Genomic DNA, 16,193 nt, shown 5'->3' on the forward strand with positions numbered 1-16,193 from the left:
TTGATATCGGAGTTGCGTTGATGAAAATTATTTCTGGGAATGGTAATCGTTTATTGGCAGAAGCTGTTGCCGCAGAGTTAAAAATGCCTTTATGCGATGCTTCTGTACAGCGTTTTGCAGATAAAGAAGTATTTGTAGAGATTTACGAAAACGTGCGTGGCGAAGATATCTTTGCTGTGCAAAGCACCAGCTATCCAACTAATGATAATTTGATGGAATTATTGATTATGTTGGATGCGTTACGCCGGGGGTCTGCTCGACGTATTACAGCGGTAATGCCGTATTTTGGCTATGCTCGTCAAGATCGTAAATCTGGCCCCAGAACGCCGATTAGTGCGAAATTGGTTGCGAATTTATTGGTTGAAGCAGGGGCAAGTCGTATCTTGACCCTTGATCTACATGCAGGACAAATCCAAGGCTTTTTCGATATTCCTGTGGATAATCTGTATGCAGCTCCGCTATTTACTCAAGATATCAAGAAAAAATATGCAGGGAAAAGCAACCTCATGGTCGTTTCACCCGATGTTGGTGGGGTGGTCAGAGCACGTCAATTGGCAAAACGTTTGGATGTTGATTTAGCTATTATTGATAAAAGACGTGAACGGGCTGGTGTGTCCGAAGTGATGAACGTCATTGGGAATGTTGAAGGTCGTCATTGTATTTTAGTCGATGACATTATCGATAGTGGTGGATCACTTTGTAATGCGGCGCAGGCATTGATTAATGCAGGGGCAGAGGGAACAGATGCCTATGTAACGCATGGCGTATTATCAGGCAGTGCAGCTGAAAGAGTGCAAAATTCTGTGTTGGGAGAGTTGGTGATAACCGATAGTATTCTCGAGACAGATGCGGTTCGCGCAGCGACGAAGATACGTCAAATCTCGTTAAATCAATTATTAGCCAGAGCCATTCGTGCCGTTGCGGATGAAAGTTCTGTTTCCTCTTTATTCGATTAATTTAGTTAAAAAAGGTTTTTATAATGTCTGCTTTACTGACTCGTCCATATTGGTATCTGCGTCACGGTCAAACAGATTGGAACGCACGTAATTTATCACAGGGCAGAACCGATATTCCGTTAAATACAGTGGGATTATCCCAAGCGGTGGCTGCGGGGAATGCAATTGCGAATCATTGGGATCATTTGGAATTACCGATTACCCAGATTGTCAGCTCTCCGCTGGGACGTGCACGTAAAACGGCTGAAATGACAGCTGATATTATAAAACAAAAAGTCGGCGTGACCTTGCCGATTGAGTTGGATGATGGATTAAAAGAAGTCTGTTTTGGAGTTGAAGAAGCACAGCCAATGGGACCCTGGTATGATGATTGGATTGCGGGAACGTTTACACCTGAAAATGCCGAGCCTTTTGCGGTCTTATGTAATCGTATTGCAGAGGCAGTGAATCGGTCTATTTGTAAAGCACAAAATGGGACGGTTTTGATTGTTGCTCATGGTGGAGTTTTCCGAGCATTACGTTGCCTAATGGGGTTAAAAGTCAATGTCCGTTTGCCCAATGCTCAACCAATGTGCGCGCGCCCTCCTGAAAATGGGGGAAGCGTATGGGATTTGAATGCGTTACCTTTAGAATAAGAGATTGATAAAAAGCTGTTTATAGAAATATAAGCAGTTTTTTTTATAGGTTATTGTTTGTTTTAGCGTTTTATATTGCTGAATCAGGTAGAGTTGTAAATGCAAGAAAAAATACCACAAGATGCGTTAGATAAAATGACTGGTATAATTGAGAAGATGCAGGAATTTATTTGCAAGTATAAAGATAATACATCTGTAGATGATGCTGTTTTGTTAAGAAAAACTATTGTGAGTTGTCGATCACTATCAAAAGAAATAAAAAGGATGGTATATCAGTATGGCTATACTGAAATCAGTGAATTAGGTACAAATGTAACTGATATAGAAAGTTGTTCGGTGTCAATAGATGATATACAAACGCGATTTGAAGTTTTGAAGTATATTAATGGTTTAAGAGAGAAATTTCTCTTACATTTGATTTTAAATGGAAGGATAGAATACGCATTTATGTAGTTACGATTAAATCTATATTAGATAATGCAAATATAGAGAATGAAAGACTTCGAAATTCTATATTTCCTAAATTAAATGCTTTTTCAGCAGAGTTAGATAAAACAAAAACTTCTGTGCAATCTTTCCAAGATGAGTTCTTAGAAGTGACATTGGTTGCAGGACAGAGTGCTGAAAACATAAAGCCTGCTGTAAGCCTTGGTTTAAAAGTAATGAGAGCTTTTGGTCATTTAATAGATATTGCGGAACATCCACAACTATCACCTCCTGACGATCATAAACTGCTTCCTCCACCCAATGAAACCGAAGAAGATCAATAAAACTTAACTTTTCTATAAAGATATTTGCTTTTTCAGTGTTTTTTCGTTAAAGAGTAACTTTGCACCAGCACCCCTGGAGGTTGGTGTTTATTTTTGCCTTTTATATTAAGGAGTTTTTTAAAGTGGCAGCGAAAAAATTTGTAGAGTTAAATGTTGAAGTGCGTGCGAAGGCTGGTAAGGGGGCAGCGCGCGCAACACGTCGTGAAGGTCTTGTACCTGGCGTGGTATATGGTGGTAAATCTGAACCTGTAATGATTGCGATTGACCCACGTTTAATTATGCGTGAACTTCATGGTTCATGGCGTTCTCAATTATACCAAATTGTTGTTGATGGTAAAAAAACATCTGTTGCATTAATGCGTGCAGTACAATTACACCCTGTAACAGACCGTCCATTACATGTTGATTTCCAACGCATGGTTGCTGGTCAACAAATCCGTGTTGAAATTCCTGTTCACTTTGTTGGTGAAGATGAATGCCCAGGTATTAAACGTGATGGTGTATTAAATACCGTTTATCACTCTGTTGAAATTAATTGTGATGTGGATCATATTCCAGAAGCATTCACAGCTGATATTTCTGGCTTGGATCTTCATGATACTATTAGCTGGTCACAGCTACAAGGAACAGAAAACGTTACCCACACCAACCAACATGAAGAAGATTTCGTGATTGCTACAATCGCTGCGCCAACAGTAGCTGTTGAAGTAGAAGATGAAGCAGCTGAAGCTGAAGAAGCAGCATCTGAAGAAAAAGCATCTGAAGAATAATTTTCTTTTAAATATAGAAAGAATAGATCATGTTACTGTGGGCTGGGCTTGGTAATCCTGAGTCTGGAATGCAGGCAAACCGCCATAATATTGGTTTTATGGCGGTCGATCGAATCGCGCAATGCCATGGTTTTTCACCATGGCGTAAGCGTTTTCGGGGTGAAGTTGCCGAAGGAAATATTGGTGGTGAAAAGATCCTCCTGTTAAAACCAATGACATATATGAATCTTTCTGGGGAAAGTATCCAACAAGCAATTGCTTTTTATAAAATTCCCTTGGAACATTTAGTTGTTTTTCATGATGAGCTTGATTTATCACCTGGCCGCGTAAAAATTAAAAAAGGTGGGGGTGCCGCAGGACATAATGGTCTGCGTTCAACGGATAAAATGTTAAGTGATCAAAATTATTGGCGTGTGCGTCTGGGGATAGGTCATCCTGGTGACAAAGCACAAGTCGCCAGTTATGTATTAAGCAATTTTTCAAAAAAAGATCAGGAATGGTTGGATCCATTTATTGATGCGGTTGCCAAAGCAGCACCGTTATTAGTAGAACAAAAAATGGATGGATTTATGACCAAAGTCTCTTTGTTAATGAAGGAATAAAAAATGGGGTTTAATTGTGGTATTGTTGGGTTGCCGAATGTGGGTAAATCAACTTTGTTTAACGCATTAACAGCAACGGCTGCTGCACAATCAGCAAATTATCCATTTTGTACAATTGAACCGAATGTGGGTCGTGTGGCTGTTCCAGATACACGGTTGAATGTTCTATCAGAAATTACGAACTCTAAACAAATTATTCCAACCAGTTTAGAATTCGTTGATATTGCTGGATTGGTCAAAGGGGCTTCTAAAGGCGAAGGGCTGGGTAATCAGTTCCTTGCGAATATTCGTGAAGTGGATGCAATTATTCATGTGCTTCGTTGTTTTGATAATGATGATATTACCCATGTAGAGGGATCTGTAGACCCTATTCGTGATGCGGAAATCATTGAAACTGAATTAATGATTGCTGATCTTGAAAGTCTTGAAAAACGCACTGTTGCGCTGCAAAAAAGAGCACGTGGGAATGATAAAGAAGCACAAGCAACCTTAGAATTAGTTGAACCTTTAATCAAAGCTTTACAAGACGGCAAACCTGTTCGTGATGTGATTCCAGCAGGTGAAGAAAAAGCGGTTGCACGTCTTCAGCTGTTAACCAGCAAGCCTGTTCTATATGTATGTAACGTTGAAGAAGAATCCGCAGCAACTGGCAATGCATATTCAGCCAAAGTTTTAGAAATGGCTAAAACACAAGGGGCAGAAGCCGTGATTGTTTCTGCAGATATTGAAGCAGAAGTCAGCCAATTAGGCAAAGAAGACCAAATGGAGTTCCTTTCTGGTCTAGGGTTGGAAAATAGTGGTCTGGATCGGGTGATTGCAGCGGGCTATCATTTGTTAAACCTGATTACTTATTTTACCTGTGGTCCTAAAGAAACCAGAGCTTGGACAATTTTCAAAGGAACCAAAGCCCCTCAAGCAGCTGCAGTTATTCATAATGATTTTGAACGTGGCTTTATTGCTTGTGAAACGGTTGCTTATGCTGACTATGTGCAGTTTAAAGGTGAAGCAGGTGCCAAAGAAGCAGGTAAAGCACGGATCGAAGGAAAAGAATATATTGTCAAAGATGGTGATGTTTTACTCTTCCGTTTCAACGTATAATTTGCTTTACTGAAAATATCAATTTTTCAGATATTGAAGCAGGTTAATGAAAGGTAAAGCAATGGTCTCTGTCAGTTCAAATACGATTTTAACAATTAAAGAACTAGCACAAAATGTCAGAGACGCTGCTTTTCAATTGGCACGTACCGATATTCAACAACGTAATCAAGCACTACGTTGTGCAGCCCAAGCATTACGTACTGCTGAAGCCGAGATTTTAGCAGTCAATGGTGATGAAGTGGCGAAAGCGGATGTTTCTGCTGCTTTTAAAGATCGCATGACATTAACGCATGATCGTATAGAAGCCATGGCCAAAGGATTAGAAGATATTGCCGAATTGCCTGATCCTTTGGGAAAAGAATTGGCCAGTTGGGATAGGCCCAATGGCTTGCATTTTAAACGTGTGTCAGTGCCTTTGGGCGTTGTTGGGATGATTTACGAAAGTCGCCCTAATGTTGGTGCTGATGCCGTTGGGATTTGTATTAAATCAGGAAATGGAATCGTTTTACGGGGTGGATCAGAGACTCACTTGACCTCTATGGCGATTCATAAAGCCATGCAACAAGGGATGATGGATGCAGGACTAAATCCTGATTCGATTGCAATGCCCCCCGACAGTAATCGTCAACATGTCATGGATATGTTGCATGCAGTGGGGATTATTGATGTGATTATTCCAAGAGGAGGATATTCTTTAATCAAGTTCGTTCAACAAGAAGCAAGAGTTCCTGTATTGGCGCATGCTGCGGGTCTATGTCATACTTATATTCATGAAAAAGCAGATTTCGAAAAGGCTCGAAAAGTGCTGGCGAATGCAAAAATGCGTCGGACTGGAATTTGTGGGGCGACAGAAACGCTTTTGATTGACCAGGCGATTGCAAGTGAATTATTACCCATTTTAGTTGATGATTTACAAAAACTTGGCTGTCGTTTTGTCGGCAATCAACTGGCATGTCAGATAGCTCAAGCAATTGAATCGGCATCTGATGAAGATTTTGCTACGGAATGGTTGGATTCAGTTTTGTCGGTTGCAGTTGTGAAAGATATCGATGAGGCGATTCATCATATAGTGAAATATGGCAGCGGTCATACCGAAGCAATTCTTTCCGAAGACGATCAAGTCGTTCGATATTTTATGGATTCGGTTCCAAGTGCTGTGGTGATGCGGAATGCGTCAACCCAGTTCTGTGATGGCGGAGAGTTCGGTTTTGGTGCAGAAATTGGTATTGCTACTGGACGCTTACACGCCAGAGGGCCCGTTGGAATCGAGCAATTAACCAGCTATCGTTATGAAGTCTATGGTGATGGTCAGGTGCGTTTCTAAATGACATCAATACCGACTTGGGGAGATCGCAGAAATATACGAGTCGGATTATTCGGAGGCTCTTTTAATCCTATACATGAAGGACACTTGCAGCTTGCCAATCGTGCATTAAAGTTCCTTCAACTTGACCAAGTATGGTTAATGGTATCGCCAGGAAACCCGTTAAAAGTTGGCACTGAAATGGCTCCATTTGAAGAAAGATATCAAATGGTCAAAGAGCGTATAACAGGGAGACGGTTGCTTCCTACGGATATCGAATGTCGATTAAATACACGATATAGTTGCGATAGTATTCGTTTGTTAAAACAACGTTTTCCATGCTGTAAATTTGCATGGTTAATGGGGGCCGATGGCTTGACACAAATGGCTTTGTGGTCGCACTGGCAAGAAATATTAAAAATTGTGCCTATGGCGGTTTTCCCCAGACCGTCCTATATATATAGTGCATTAAACGGGCAGGCAGCTCAATGGGCCAGAAAAGCACGACTGCCTTCTCGTTATGCGACAATATTAGCCGATTTCCAACCTCCAGCATGGGTATTTGTTCCAGCACCAGAGAATAGTATTTCAGCAACTGCGTTAAGACAGCAACGCAAACAGTTATTAGAACAATAAAAGTTAGATCAAAAAAAGGATAAATAATATGAATGAACAAATTTCACGCAAAGAAGTTGTACAAACAGGCCCTGAAAAAGCTGCAAAAAGAGTTTCGATATTGGATGATACAAGATTAAATCAAGTTGTGGCATTAATGGTCGAGTCTTTGGAAGAAGATAAAGCGGAAAATGTTATCGTTATTGATTTGGTTGGAAAAGCGTCTTTTGCAGATCGTATGATTATTGCGAGTGGCCAAGTGGATCGTCAGATTTTAGCAATGGCAACCCATTTGGATAAATTACTATTCGAACAAGGCATCAAAAAAACAACTATGGAGCAAAGTCCGGATTGGGTTTTGCTGGATGCAGGAGATATTATTGTTCATTTATTCCGTGGAGAAGCACGCGAATATTACAATATTGAAAAAATCTGGAATGTAGAGATTCTGGATGCTGCTCAAGCATCAACTGAAGAACCTCAAGAATAATGTTTTCAATTATTGCCGTAGGAAAAATGCGGCATAAAGCTGAATTAGAGCTTGTGGATCGATATGCTAAACGGATTCGCCCTAAACTTTCAATTATTGAAGTGAATGAGGCAAAAGGTAGTCCAGAGGAAGCGAAATTAAAAGAAACGCAAGCTTTATTAAATGCGTTGCCTGATCGCTCTGTTGTAATTAGCCTTGATGAGGGTGGAAAAAATTACAGCAGTTTGGTTTTTGCAAATAAGATGCAAGCGTGGATCGAAGAATCCAGATCAATTTCTTTTTTAATCGGAGGGGCAGAGGGGTTGCATCATGCTGCAATCGAGCGCTCTGATTTAATTTTATCGTTGGGAAGTTTAACGTGGCCCCATATGCTGGTTCGTATTTTACTGGCTGAACAGATTTATAGGGCACAATCTATTTTACAAGGACACCCTTATCATAGACAAGGGCGCCCCTGATTATATTTTAAACTATCGAATTGAGCGATCTGGCGCGTCAGCAAAGAAATCATCAGATACGTTGGGGCTTAAAGCAACCTGTGTATTTGTTTTTGAATATCCTTTGGTGGTTGCTGCATCTGCAGACCATGTTTTGATATTGCGTTTTGGCGCTTTACGTTGTGTAGAAACATTCTGCGTTTCTACGTTTCGGCCACCGTTTGGATAAATAAATCCATGGGTTGGGTAAATGCTACCAAAAGTGCTTTTATCACCATTGGTTGCAACACGAACCGCAGTCCAGTCATTATTTGGGGAAACGTCAATCACTGGGGTATTGCGGCTGATGCCTCTTTGTGCCCAATGAGATTGGTCAATAATAACCGTTCTAGAATCGACAACTTGTGTAACAACAGCAACGTGTCCATAAGGCATCTTACGAGTTGAGCGGAAGCTTAGAACACTGTTTGGTTCTGGTGTGTTTCCACGCTCATAAATACCTGCAGCGTTAGCCCACCAATTTCCCGCATTTCCTGATAATTGAACATCAGAGGCAGAGCGTGCAAATGTTACACATTGGATGACGTGTCCACCACCGTGGCGATAACCTTTGTGTCTATAGCTTACTTTGCGTGTTTTAAAATGGCTATTTTTTTTAGAATGATGGTTGCTTTTGCTTGTTGCAGAAGCTTTTTGAACATGCACACCTGCATTTTTATGGTGTGTTGTTTTTTTTGCATTATGATGTGTTGAACGTGCATGTGCATATGATGTTGAAAACACCATACATGAAAACATTAAAAGAAATGAGGTAAATTTCGTTTTAGCATAATTATGCACGTAGACGTTTTTCATCGGCAACCCTAAATTATTTATCTAAATTGTGGAAATGTAGTTATTTTTTACGGGTCATGATTGTCTGGGTCAAGATAAAATGTTGATCTAATGATTTTTTTCTAGTTTTTGAAGATGTTGTGTGTTTTTTTGATGTAATGAAGCAACAAACATAGTTGAACATATATTTCAAATAGATCATTCATATTATTATTTTATTAAGCCAAGGACGTTATCTATGGTAAGAGCTATAGAAAGATTTCTATATTAGTGGAGTATATCTATTGTTCCTTTCAATTGCATCTCTGAGAATAGAGATTATGCCAGTTACCATGTTGCGCCAGAACTGTATGATGGTGTGGGATCAGAATATTAAAAAAGGTATTATTAGTGACCCTGGTGGCGATTTATCCTTTGTTATCGAGACTATTGAAGCAGACGATGTGGACATACAAGCCATTTTATTAACCCATGGTCATTTTGATCACGTTGGTGTCACCACAGCTTTACAACAATATTTACAAGAAAAATATAAAAGAGAAATTCCTATTTTGGGGCCGGGCATCGAAGATCAATTTTTATTAGAAAAAGTCGCAAAAGATGCAGCAAGTTTCGGCACCAGTGCAGAACATGTTCAGAATGTAAACCCAACTCGGTTTTTAAAAGATCAAGAAATTTTATCGTTTGAGGGTATGGAATTTGAAGTTTTGCATGTCCCAGGTCATACTCCAGGTCATGTGGTTTTTTATGAAGCCAAAGCGCGTTTTATGATTACAGGGGATGTTTTATTCAAAGGGACGATTGGACGTGCTGATTTCCCTTATGGAAATGGGAAATTGTTGATACAAACAATTAAAGACAAATTGTTACCTTTGGGTGATGATGTTTATGTGCTGCCTGGTCATGGTATCGGCAGTACGATTGGTTATGAAAAATTGAATAATCCATTTTTGATTTAAAGAAAGAAATAGAACAGTGAAAAAGCATTTTATACCTTTGGCCTTGGCCTCTGTAATGGTAATGAATTTTGGTAATGTTTCTGTTACGATGGCAGAGTCTATCGAACATGATATTACAAAAGCTCAACCTGAATTAGCAAAGCAGCCTCTGACTATTGTGACAAAAAACGGTCAAAAACACGAATTTTCAGTTGAAATTGCCAAGACCCCAATGCAACAAGAAGTTGGTGAAATGTTTAGAACAAGCATTCCAGAAAATGGCGGAATGTTATTTGTTTGGCCAGCTCCGCAAGTCAGCAATATGTGGATGAAAAATACAGTAGTGCCTTTGGATATGGTTTTTATTGATATGAACCATTACATTAGAGCCATTGCAGAAAATACAGTTCCTTACAGTTTAGCCCCTATTAGTAGTCAGGGTGCAGTGATTGCAACATTAGAGTTACAAGGCGGAATTACAGAGAAATTAGGCATTACAGTAGGTGATAAAATTGAAAGCCCTGCTTTCGATGCACCTAAGACAATTACGGAAAAGAAGTCTGTTGTTAAACAAGAGAATAAAAAGAAATAGAATCATTTAAAATAAAAAAAGAACCTTTGTAATTTTTATACAAAGATTCTTTTTGATTGCCAAAGTTGGTTGACGACCTATTTAACTGGTTTATGAGCCTCTAAGAACCATAATTGTTTATCGAGTGCTCTTGAAATCCCGGTGAATAAATCAGCAGTATCTGCATCGCCAGCTTCATCAGCTTCATCGATAGCTTTACGAACTGCATTTGCAAATGTGCCGTAACGTTCAATCAAAGCTTCAATATGATCTTCAACTTTAACGATGTTAGTCGGATAAGCGGCAATTTTTGAGGTATGAGCAATATCTTGAGAAGTTCCAAAAGCCGTTCCACCAAGAGCTGTAATACGTTCAGCCATATCATCGTTAAATGCGTCTAGCTCTCCACGGAAACCATCAACCATTTCATGAACGCCGATGAATTGAGGGCCTTTCATATTCCAGTGTGCTTGTTTGGTTAGCAATGCCACATCAAGACCGTCTGCAAGACGTTCGTTCAATAATTGAATAACGACTGTTTTGGTATTAGAGGGAAGGTTGTTTAATGTAGGATATAATTTAGTTTTAGGCATAAATAGATCTCCTTTAAATAACATGTATTAAGGATATGTATATTTTACTTGAAATTCAATAGTAAAATATATTTTTATTATTCATGATACTTATCGATTTAAATATAAATAAGCATGATTGATAATATTAATTAATTTAATATTTTATTAATAATTATTAATAAAATAATACAATATAATATAACGGTCACATTGAAGGCAGGGTAACATGCAAATCATATTTCCACATTGGTATGATGATTTATACGAGTTTGAATCTGAGGCTAAGGGCTGTTTACTTAATTTTACAATTATTGTGGATCATCAAGAGTTTTATATAAATTTTTACGACAGTGCACGTTTTGGACAAGAATGTGAAGTAGAGATCAAAACGAATGGATATTTTCAAGATTCTAAGGCAGTTATTTTAGAAAAAGTGAATAAAGCAAATATCCAATATTATTTCGAGAAATTTATAATGCTTTGATGATTCCTTTTTTCCAATAGTCGATATGTTCTTGAAATAATCTAAGGATATTCTTGCTAAATAAAGAATCTTCTTGGATATTTCTGCCTTCACAATAATTATAAATGATAGGGTCATCCATATAAGGTTTGGTGATAAAGAATTCGCCTGCGTACCCTTGGTGTAAAAGTATAGCGAATAAATGATCGGGTGGAGTGATATTATTTTCATGAAGTAACTCGATGAATCCTTGGGTAATATTATCTGAACCTATGAGGCAATCATAATAAGCATCGCTCCCTAAAAAGAGAGTTCCTGCGGTTACACCAAAATAACGTAAATATATTTTATAAAATGTGGGTAATTGAATTTTATGAAAGGCTTCTAGCTCTCGAATCTGTTCTTTTGTGCAACCTATAACTTCGGCATTATGTTGCGTCAATAAGGCTGAATATTGCTCGAGTTTTTGGATAAAGTCTTGTTCGTCCATGAGTGATTTGACCTTGGTCTATAGATAAGCATTATAACAAATTTCTGGTCGATCTTCTATTTGGCAATTTTAATCATCGAATAGGTGATGCCATAATATAGACTTCAAATCGATTGTTTGATCGTTATAAAGCTATTATTTTCTTCATTGTAAAAAATATAGAGTTGTGTTTCATCATGAAATAGTGGGGAAATACTGAGTTGATCGATAAAAATAAGTGGTTTATCATTCTCAATAGGCCAGAATGTATCTTGTAACCAGCGTGGTGGTTTTTTCAAAAAATGAAAATGTTCTTTGATTTTTTGTTTTAACGCCCACTCTAATTCTTTTCCTGTTTTACCTGGTATCTCAGCAAGTAGTTTTTGAAAGCAAGATTCTGGTATCTGTAACCATTTAGGCTGGATTTTAAGATATATATCAAAATTACTATTTGTTGTTTTTGATTGGTTAAACGATATTCCCTTTTTTGTTAAATAGAGGGAAAGCGTATGAGTTGCATCGAGTATGCCACCGGCATGATTTAAATCTAACGACAGTAAATATAAATAAAGCGTCCCTATTTGATCTATGTAGGGGGCAATATGAATAGGCTCGGATAATAGTTTTTCTAAATCTGGGTTATGATACAGCTCGTTGATAAACTCAGAGGAAGAAAGAGTGCCTTCTACATAAGCAATAATTATTTCTATCGGGGAATTTAGCCTAGTATTTTGGGTCATTGCTGCATAATACCATTTTCGTATATCAGAATGAAGTAAAGAGAGAAGATCTTCAAAATATCGTTTCAAATCGCACCATCTTATCATTGTTTGTTGGACGATAAAATAGGATAATGTTCGTGTATAGTATCTAATCAATGATCTGGAAACGTCGAAATATGAGTATCTTATAACCACATCATCCAATTTTCTCCGAAAAGTTTATGGTTTTTTATTTGAATAGAATTGGGGTACCAATGACATAGAAATGAAAGGAAAAAAACAGGTTTACGGCTTAATATATAATAATGTCTGTCTTTGAATTTCGTCGAACACTGAATCCCAGTAAAGTGTTGATAAATCTTTTATAATATAATGAGTTATCATTTTAAATATTATTCGATATATTTAAGATTGTTTTGTAGTAAGTTTCCCTTAATTTTTCACCAAGAGTAAAATATTGTCTTCAAGTTGTATTTGTATGGTGACATGCTGCTTAATTCTTTATTTTCAAATGAGTTAAACAAAAATGTTGTGTTGCGTTATTTATGAATAAAAGCGTTTAAAAAATAAAAGATGTGTAACTATAACCGCACGATAGATAATAATATATATAAATGATAATTTCACAGTGACAATTTGCTATATTTTGTTAAAACAAATAGATTGAATCTAGTAAAATAATTATAGGATATCGAGTGTGGTTTTTTTGGTAACAGGTGCGGGTGGATTTATTGGATTTCATCTTTCTAAAGCGCTGTTGGCACGTGGTGAAACCGTTATTGGTATCGATAATCTAAATGATTATTATTCTCCAACCTTAAAGCAAGCACGTTGCGATCAATTAAAACAGTCGAAGGGTTTCATATTTTACCATGCAGATATTACAGATGTATCTGCTTTGGAAGTAATTGTTCAAAATCACCCAGATATTCAGATTATTTTTAATCTAGCTGCTCAAGCTGGCGTAAGGTATTCCTTAGAAAACCCTTATGCGTATATTCAAACCAATGTGATGGGACAAGTCGCTATTTTAGAGATGGCTCGTCAGCTCCCCAACTTACAAAGAATTTTTTATGCTTCATCTTCATCTGTTTATGGATTAAATAAAAAATTACCGTTTAGTGAAGCAGATAGAGTAGATTGCCCAAGTTCCGTTTACGCAGCATCTAAGCAATCTGCTGAACTTTTGTCGTTCACTTATTATCATTTATATGGATTAAAACAAACAGGGTTACGCTTTTTTACAGTTTATGGACCTTGGGGCAGACCAGATATGGCATATTATCTTTTTGCCAAAGCCATTACTGAAGATAAACCAATTACTTTATATACAGGTCAAAATCTCTCCAGAGATTTTACGTATATTGATGATGTTGTTGATGCACTACTCAGTTTGTTAGAATGTTCTCACTTAGAGGATTACGGGATTTTTAATATTGGCAATAGTCGCCAGGAAAAAGTTGAGCATCTTGTTTCTTGTTTAGAAGAAAATATTGGTAAAAAAGCAATTATTAATTACATTACTCGTCCCGGAACGGATATAGAAGCAACCTTATCTGATATCAGTGCAATATACAACGTCACAGGTTGGTCACCTAGAACGAAATTATCGGACGGCGTAAGGTTGTTTACTAATTGGTTAAAATTGTATAATGGTTTTTTTTGTTAACACTTGGCGTGACTTACGTTGGTTGCAAGGAAAATAAGTTGTCATTTTTATTTAAAAAAGCGTATATTACGCGTCTTAGATTTATATTATACTATGGGGTTCAGAGTTAGATGCAAGCTTTTTATTTAAAAAATTCCGAAGGTAGTTATTTGTCTGCAATAACTAGTAAAGATCATTATGGAAGAGAACAATATGGAAAAATTTGTGTAGCTTCTGAAGAGCATGGTGTTGCGAAAATAATAGCTTTTTGTTTAAACAGATATCCAGGTATTTTATTTTTGTTTTCTGAAGATGGTGATCTCCCCATGTTGCTAGGAGACAGGCCATTTGCATCTAAAATCTTTCCTGTCGGGATTGAGGGGGGGTATTCTCCTCATACTGTATCGCTATATGATTTACAAGACCACTCTTGGATCTCTATTCCTCCATTATCGACAGAAGCAGATCTAGGAGGATTAAGAGTTTCTTATGGCTTACATTTGTGTCGTATGGTTGATCAAAAATTATCTTGGGAAGAGATATCTTTAGAGGTTGCAGAATATAATAGTATTTCAGCCAATTTAAAAGATTACTTTTTATATTTAAATGAAGTTTTTGATAGATTGCCTGGGCTTCAGTTTGTAAAGAGAATACTTGAATCTCGTTGTCCTAATGATTTTAAAATTGATATTATTAATATGTATTACCCTTTTTTAGGGGTCAAAGATCTTAACGAAATATCCTATGAAATGCAGAATTCTGTGGATTTTAGAAAAGATTTTGTAGAAGTTTTTTGCGATGACTATTGGGTAAAGAATGCTTTGAATCCGTTGCTGGATTGGCAAGAAAATAGGCAAGGCAGACAAATTATAGAATGTAATCAGGTGTTTGATGTTTTACAAAAACATTTTACAAAGCATGAATTTTCTTCTTTTACTCATGCGGTGAATTGTGCCTATAGACGTATTATCGAACCACGTAAAAGAACATGTGTGGTGACAACGGTAAGAAACGAAGGAACGTCGATTTTAGAGTGGCTAGCTTGGCATCGCAAACTTGGTTTTGAGCACTTCTTTGTTTTTAGTAATAATAATGATGATGGTTCCGATGCCCTATTGCAGGCTTTGGCAGAAGCTAACGTTATTACTTGGATTAAAAATGAAATGGGAAATGATGTCAGACCTCAGGCTAAGGTTTGTAACTATACATTTTCTTCACTTCCTGAAATATTAGATTATGAATGGGCTCTTTTGCTGGACGTTGATGAATTCCTGTCAATCAATCGTGATAGTTTTAAAAACATCCATGATTTATTGAAATGGATTGAAAGAAACGAAGTCGATGCAGTTGGTTTTAATTGGCAGTATACTTGCTCTAGTAATCTGATGGATTATAAAAAAGACTTTGTTACAAAGCGTATTCAATATTTTATCAACGAAGATGTGATAGGATTGGCGAATAATCTGATAAAAAGTATGTCAAAACCACGGTATATGATTAGTTCGGGAGCCCATTATGCGGTTTGGAGCGCTAAATATCATGCAACTTATCGTTTGATACAAGGTGATATTCATCGTTTTGCGCATAACTCTGGGAATTATTCTGATGATCCTATGTGGGCAGATCATAATCATAGAGGGATAGCAAACGTAATTCATTATCACTTTAAATCAGCAAAAGAATTTCTGCTTCGTTTATATCGTGGTGATGTTTTAGATGCTTACTCAGATAGCCCTGTGGATATGAGCTTATTCAAAGAGCATACTATTGATACCTTCAATCAGCAACATATGAAATATGGAGCTAAGATTTTGGAAAATTATCTTTTTAAAGAATATGAACTTCAAGAGGTCGTAGATCAGCTATTAAGTTTGCCTAAGGTAGATCAGGCATATCAGCAGATCCTTAGGATTACAGATGATCGTGTTACAAATATGTTGAACTTTATGTTAGAAAATCAAGAGCAATTAGGGCATAATGCAAAGCAGCTATTAAAATTCATTCAAGAGTAAATCTTATTTTTAATAACCCCATCATTTAATGTGATGGGGTTTTTTCTTTTGTGTATTCCACTGTATATTTTATATTTAGCAGATTCCTGTTGTTCTGTATTTTCAATGATTTTTTATAAGTATATGGGATAATTAATTTTTTTATATTTAAGGAAAAGTTTTAATTTTTTTAAGAGAATCTTATTGACGCTTCTATTCAATTTGTATAGAAGTGTTTTTACCGGAGCGGTGGTTAAGAAAACTTCTTGAGTTTGTTTAGTTGCTGTGTTAGGTTGTAGTTTCCGA

The 16,193-nt window shown here is 37.1% G+C and carries 20 protein-coding genes; 16 read left to right on the top strand and 4 right to left on the bottom strand.

What is annotated here, in order from left to right:
• The first annotated feature begins 20 nt into the window (after window positions 1-20).
• From PQG54_RS09210 to PQG54_RS09260, 11 genes are all read left to right on the top strand, one after another.
• A complete protein-coding gene (locus tag PQG54_RS09210) occupies window positions 21-956 on the top strand; it encodes a ribose-phosphate pyrophosphokinase (RefSeq protein WP_271790360.1) in 936 nt (311 codons plus the stop codon).
• A 23-nt stretch (window positions 957-979) separates the two neighbouring features.
• On the top strand, window positions 980-1,591 hold the full coding sequence (locus PQG54_RS09215) for a histidine phosphatase family protein (RefSeq protein WP_271790361.1): 612 nt from the start codon (window positions 980-982) through the stop codon (window positions 1,589-1,591).
• Between the two features lie 99 nt (window positions 1,592-1,690).
• Complete coding sequence (locus PQG54_RS09220) at window positions 1,691-2,044, top strand: hypothetical protein (protein ID WP_271790362.1); 354 nt, start codon at window positions 1,691-1,693, stop codon at window positions 2,042-2,044.
• Window positions 2,045-2,157: 113 nt separating this feature from the next.
• Complete coding sequence (locus tag PQG54_RS09225) at window positions 2,158-2,361, top strand: hypothetical protein (RefSeq protein WP_271790363.1); 204 nt, start codon at window positions 2,158-2,160, stop codon at window positions 2,359-2,361.
• A 122-nt stretch (window positions 2,362-2,483) separates the two neighbouring features.
• On the top strand, window positions 2,484-3,131 hold the full coding sequence (locus PQG54_RS09230; protein ID WP_271790364.1) for a 50S ribosomal protein L25/general stress protein Ctc: 648 nt from the start codon (window positions 2,484-2,486) through the stop codon (window positions 3,129-3,131).
• A gap of 29 nt (window positions 3,132-3,160) precedes the next feature.
• Entirely contained in the window at window positions 3,161-3,733 is a 573-nt protein-coding gene (gene pth, locus PQG54_RS09235; protein ID WP_271790365.1) for an aminoacyl-tRNA hydrolase, read from the top strand.
• Window positions 3,734-3,736: 3 nt separating this feature from the next.
• Complete coding sequence (gene ychF / locus PQG54_RS09240) at window positions 3,737-4,831, top strand: redox-regulated ATPase YchF (RefSeq protein WP_271790366.1); 1,095 nt, start codon at window positions 3,737-3,739, stop codon at window positions 4,829-4,831.
• Between the two features lie 61 nt (window positions 4,832-4,892).
• Window positions 4,893-6,155 carry a glutamate-5-semialdehyde dehydrogenase gene (locus PQG54_RS09245; RefSeq protein WP_271790367.1) on the top strand — a complete coding sequence of 421 codons (1,263 nt, stop codon included), beginning with the start codon at window positions 4,893-4,895 and terminating at the stop codon, window positions 6,153-6,155.
• Window positions 6,156-6,770: a nicotinate-nucleotide adenylyltransferase gene (locus PQG54_RS09250; RefSeq protein WP_271790368.1), complete on the top strand. Its 615-nt coding sequence runs from the start codon at window positions 6,156-6,158 to the stop codon at window positions 6,768-6,770.
• Window positions 6,771-6,798: 28 nt separating this feature from the next.
• A complete protein-coding gene (gene rsfS, locus PQG54_RS09255; protein ID WP_271790369.1) occupies window positions 6,799-7,239 on the top strand; it encodes a ribosome silencing factor in 441 nt (146 codons plus the stop codon).
• On the top strand, window positions 7,239-7,697 hold the full coding sequence (locus PQG54_RS09260; protein ID WP_271790370.1) for a 23S rRNA (pseudouridine(1915)-N(3))-methyltransferase RlmH: 459 nt from the start codon (window positions 7,239-7,241) through the stop codon (window positions 7,695-7,697). Before rsfS ends, PQG54_RS09260 begins: the two co-directional genes overlap by 1 nt.
• 12 nt (window positions 7,698-7,709) lie before the next feature.
• Here the strand turns inward: PQG54_RS09260 and PQG54_RS09265 are convergent, their stop codons facing one another.
• The gene (locus PQG54_RS09265) at window positions 7,710-8,462 is read right to left on the bottom strand and encodes a CHAP domain-containing protein (protein WP_271790382.1); all 753 of its coding nucleotides are present in this window, start codon (window positions 8,460-8,462) and stop codon (window positions 7,710-7,712) included.
• 332 nt (window positions 8,463-8,794) lie between these two features.
• On the opposite strand from PQG54_RS09265, the gene PQG54_RS09270 reads away from it, so the two are divergent.
• Window positions 8,795-9,469 carry an MBL fold metallo-hydrolase gene (locus PQG54_RS09270; protein ID WP_271790371.1) on the top strand — a complete coding sequence of 225 codons (675 nt, stop codon included), beginning with the start codon at window positions 8,795-8,797 and terminating at the stop codon, window positions 9,467-9,469.
• Between the two features lie 55 nt (window positions 9,470-9,524).
• Complete coding sequence (locus PQG54_RS09275; protein WP_271790383.1) at window positions 9,525-10,040, top strand: DUF192 domain-containing protein; 516 nt, start codon at window positions 9,525-9,527, stop codon at window positions 10,038-10,040.
• A gap of 77 nt (window positions 10,041-10,117) precedes the next feature.
• Here PQG54_RS09275 and dps read toward each other — a convergent pair whose 3' ends face one another.
• Complete coding sequence (dps, locus tag PQG54_RS09280) at window positions 10,118-10,612, bottom strand: DNA starvation/stationary phase protection protein Dps (RefSeq protein ID WP_271790372.1); 495 nt, start codon at window positions 10,610-10,612, stop codon at window positions 10,118-10,120.
• A 208-nt stretch (window positions 10,613-10,820) separates the two neighbouring features.
• Here dps and PQG54_RS09285 point away from each other — a divergent pair, with 208 nt between their 5' ends.
• A complete protein-coding gene (locus PQG54_RS09285) occupies window positions 10,821-11,078 on the top strand; it encodes a hypothetical protein (protein WP_271790373.1) in 258 nt (85 codons plus the stop codon).
• Here PQG54_RS09285 and PQG54_RS09290 read toward each other — a convergent pair.
• Together PQG54_RS09290 and PQG54_RS09295 are read right to left on the bottom strand one after the other, a co-directional pair.
• A complete protein-coding gene (locus PQG54_RS09290; protein WP_271790374.1) occupies window positions 11,065-11,547 on the bottom strand; it encodes a hypothetical protein in 483 nt (160 codons plus the stop codon). The two genes, PQG54_RS09285 and PQG54_RS09290, sit on opposite strands and share 14 nt — an antisense overlap.
• Before the next feature lie 104 nt (window positions 11,548-11,651).
• On the bottom strand, window positions 11,652-12,266 hold the full coding sequence (locus tag PQG54_RS09295) for a hypothetical protein (protein ID WP_271790375.1): 615 nt from the start codon (window positions 12,264-12,266) through the stop codon (window positions 11,652-11,654).
• A 679-nt stretch (window positions 12,267-12,945) separates the two neighbouring features.
• On the opposite strand from PQG54_RS09295, the gene PQG54_RS09300 reads away from it, so the two are divergent.
• Both PQG54_RS09300 and PQG54_RS09305 read left to right on the top strand, forming a co-directional pair.
• Entirely contained in the window at window positions 12,946-13,917 is a 972-nt protein-coding gene (locus PQG54_RS09300) for an SDR family NAD(P)-dependent oxidoreductase (RefSeq protein WP_271790376.1), read from the top strand.
• Between the two features lie 110 nt (window positions 13,918-14,027).
• Window positions 14,028-15,908, top strand: a complete 1,881-nt coding sequence (locus tag PQG54_RS09305; protein ID WP_271807719.1) for a glycosyltransferase family 2 protein — start codon at window positions 14,028-14,030, stop codon at window positions 15,906-15,908.
• The last annotated feature ends 285 nt before the right edge of the window (window positions 15,909-16,193 follow it).

Source organism: Commensalibacter communis, assembly GCF_947179015.1.
In the GTDB taxonomy this organism is placed as follows: Bacteria; Pseudomonadota; Alphaproteobacteria; order Acetobacterales; family Acetobacteraceae; genus Commensalibacter; species Commensalibacter communis.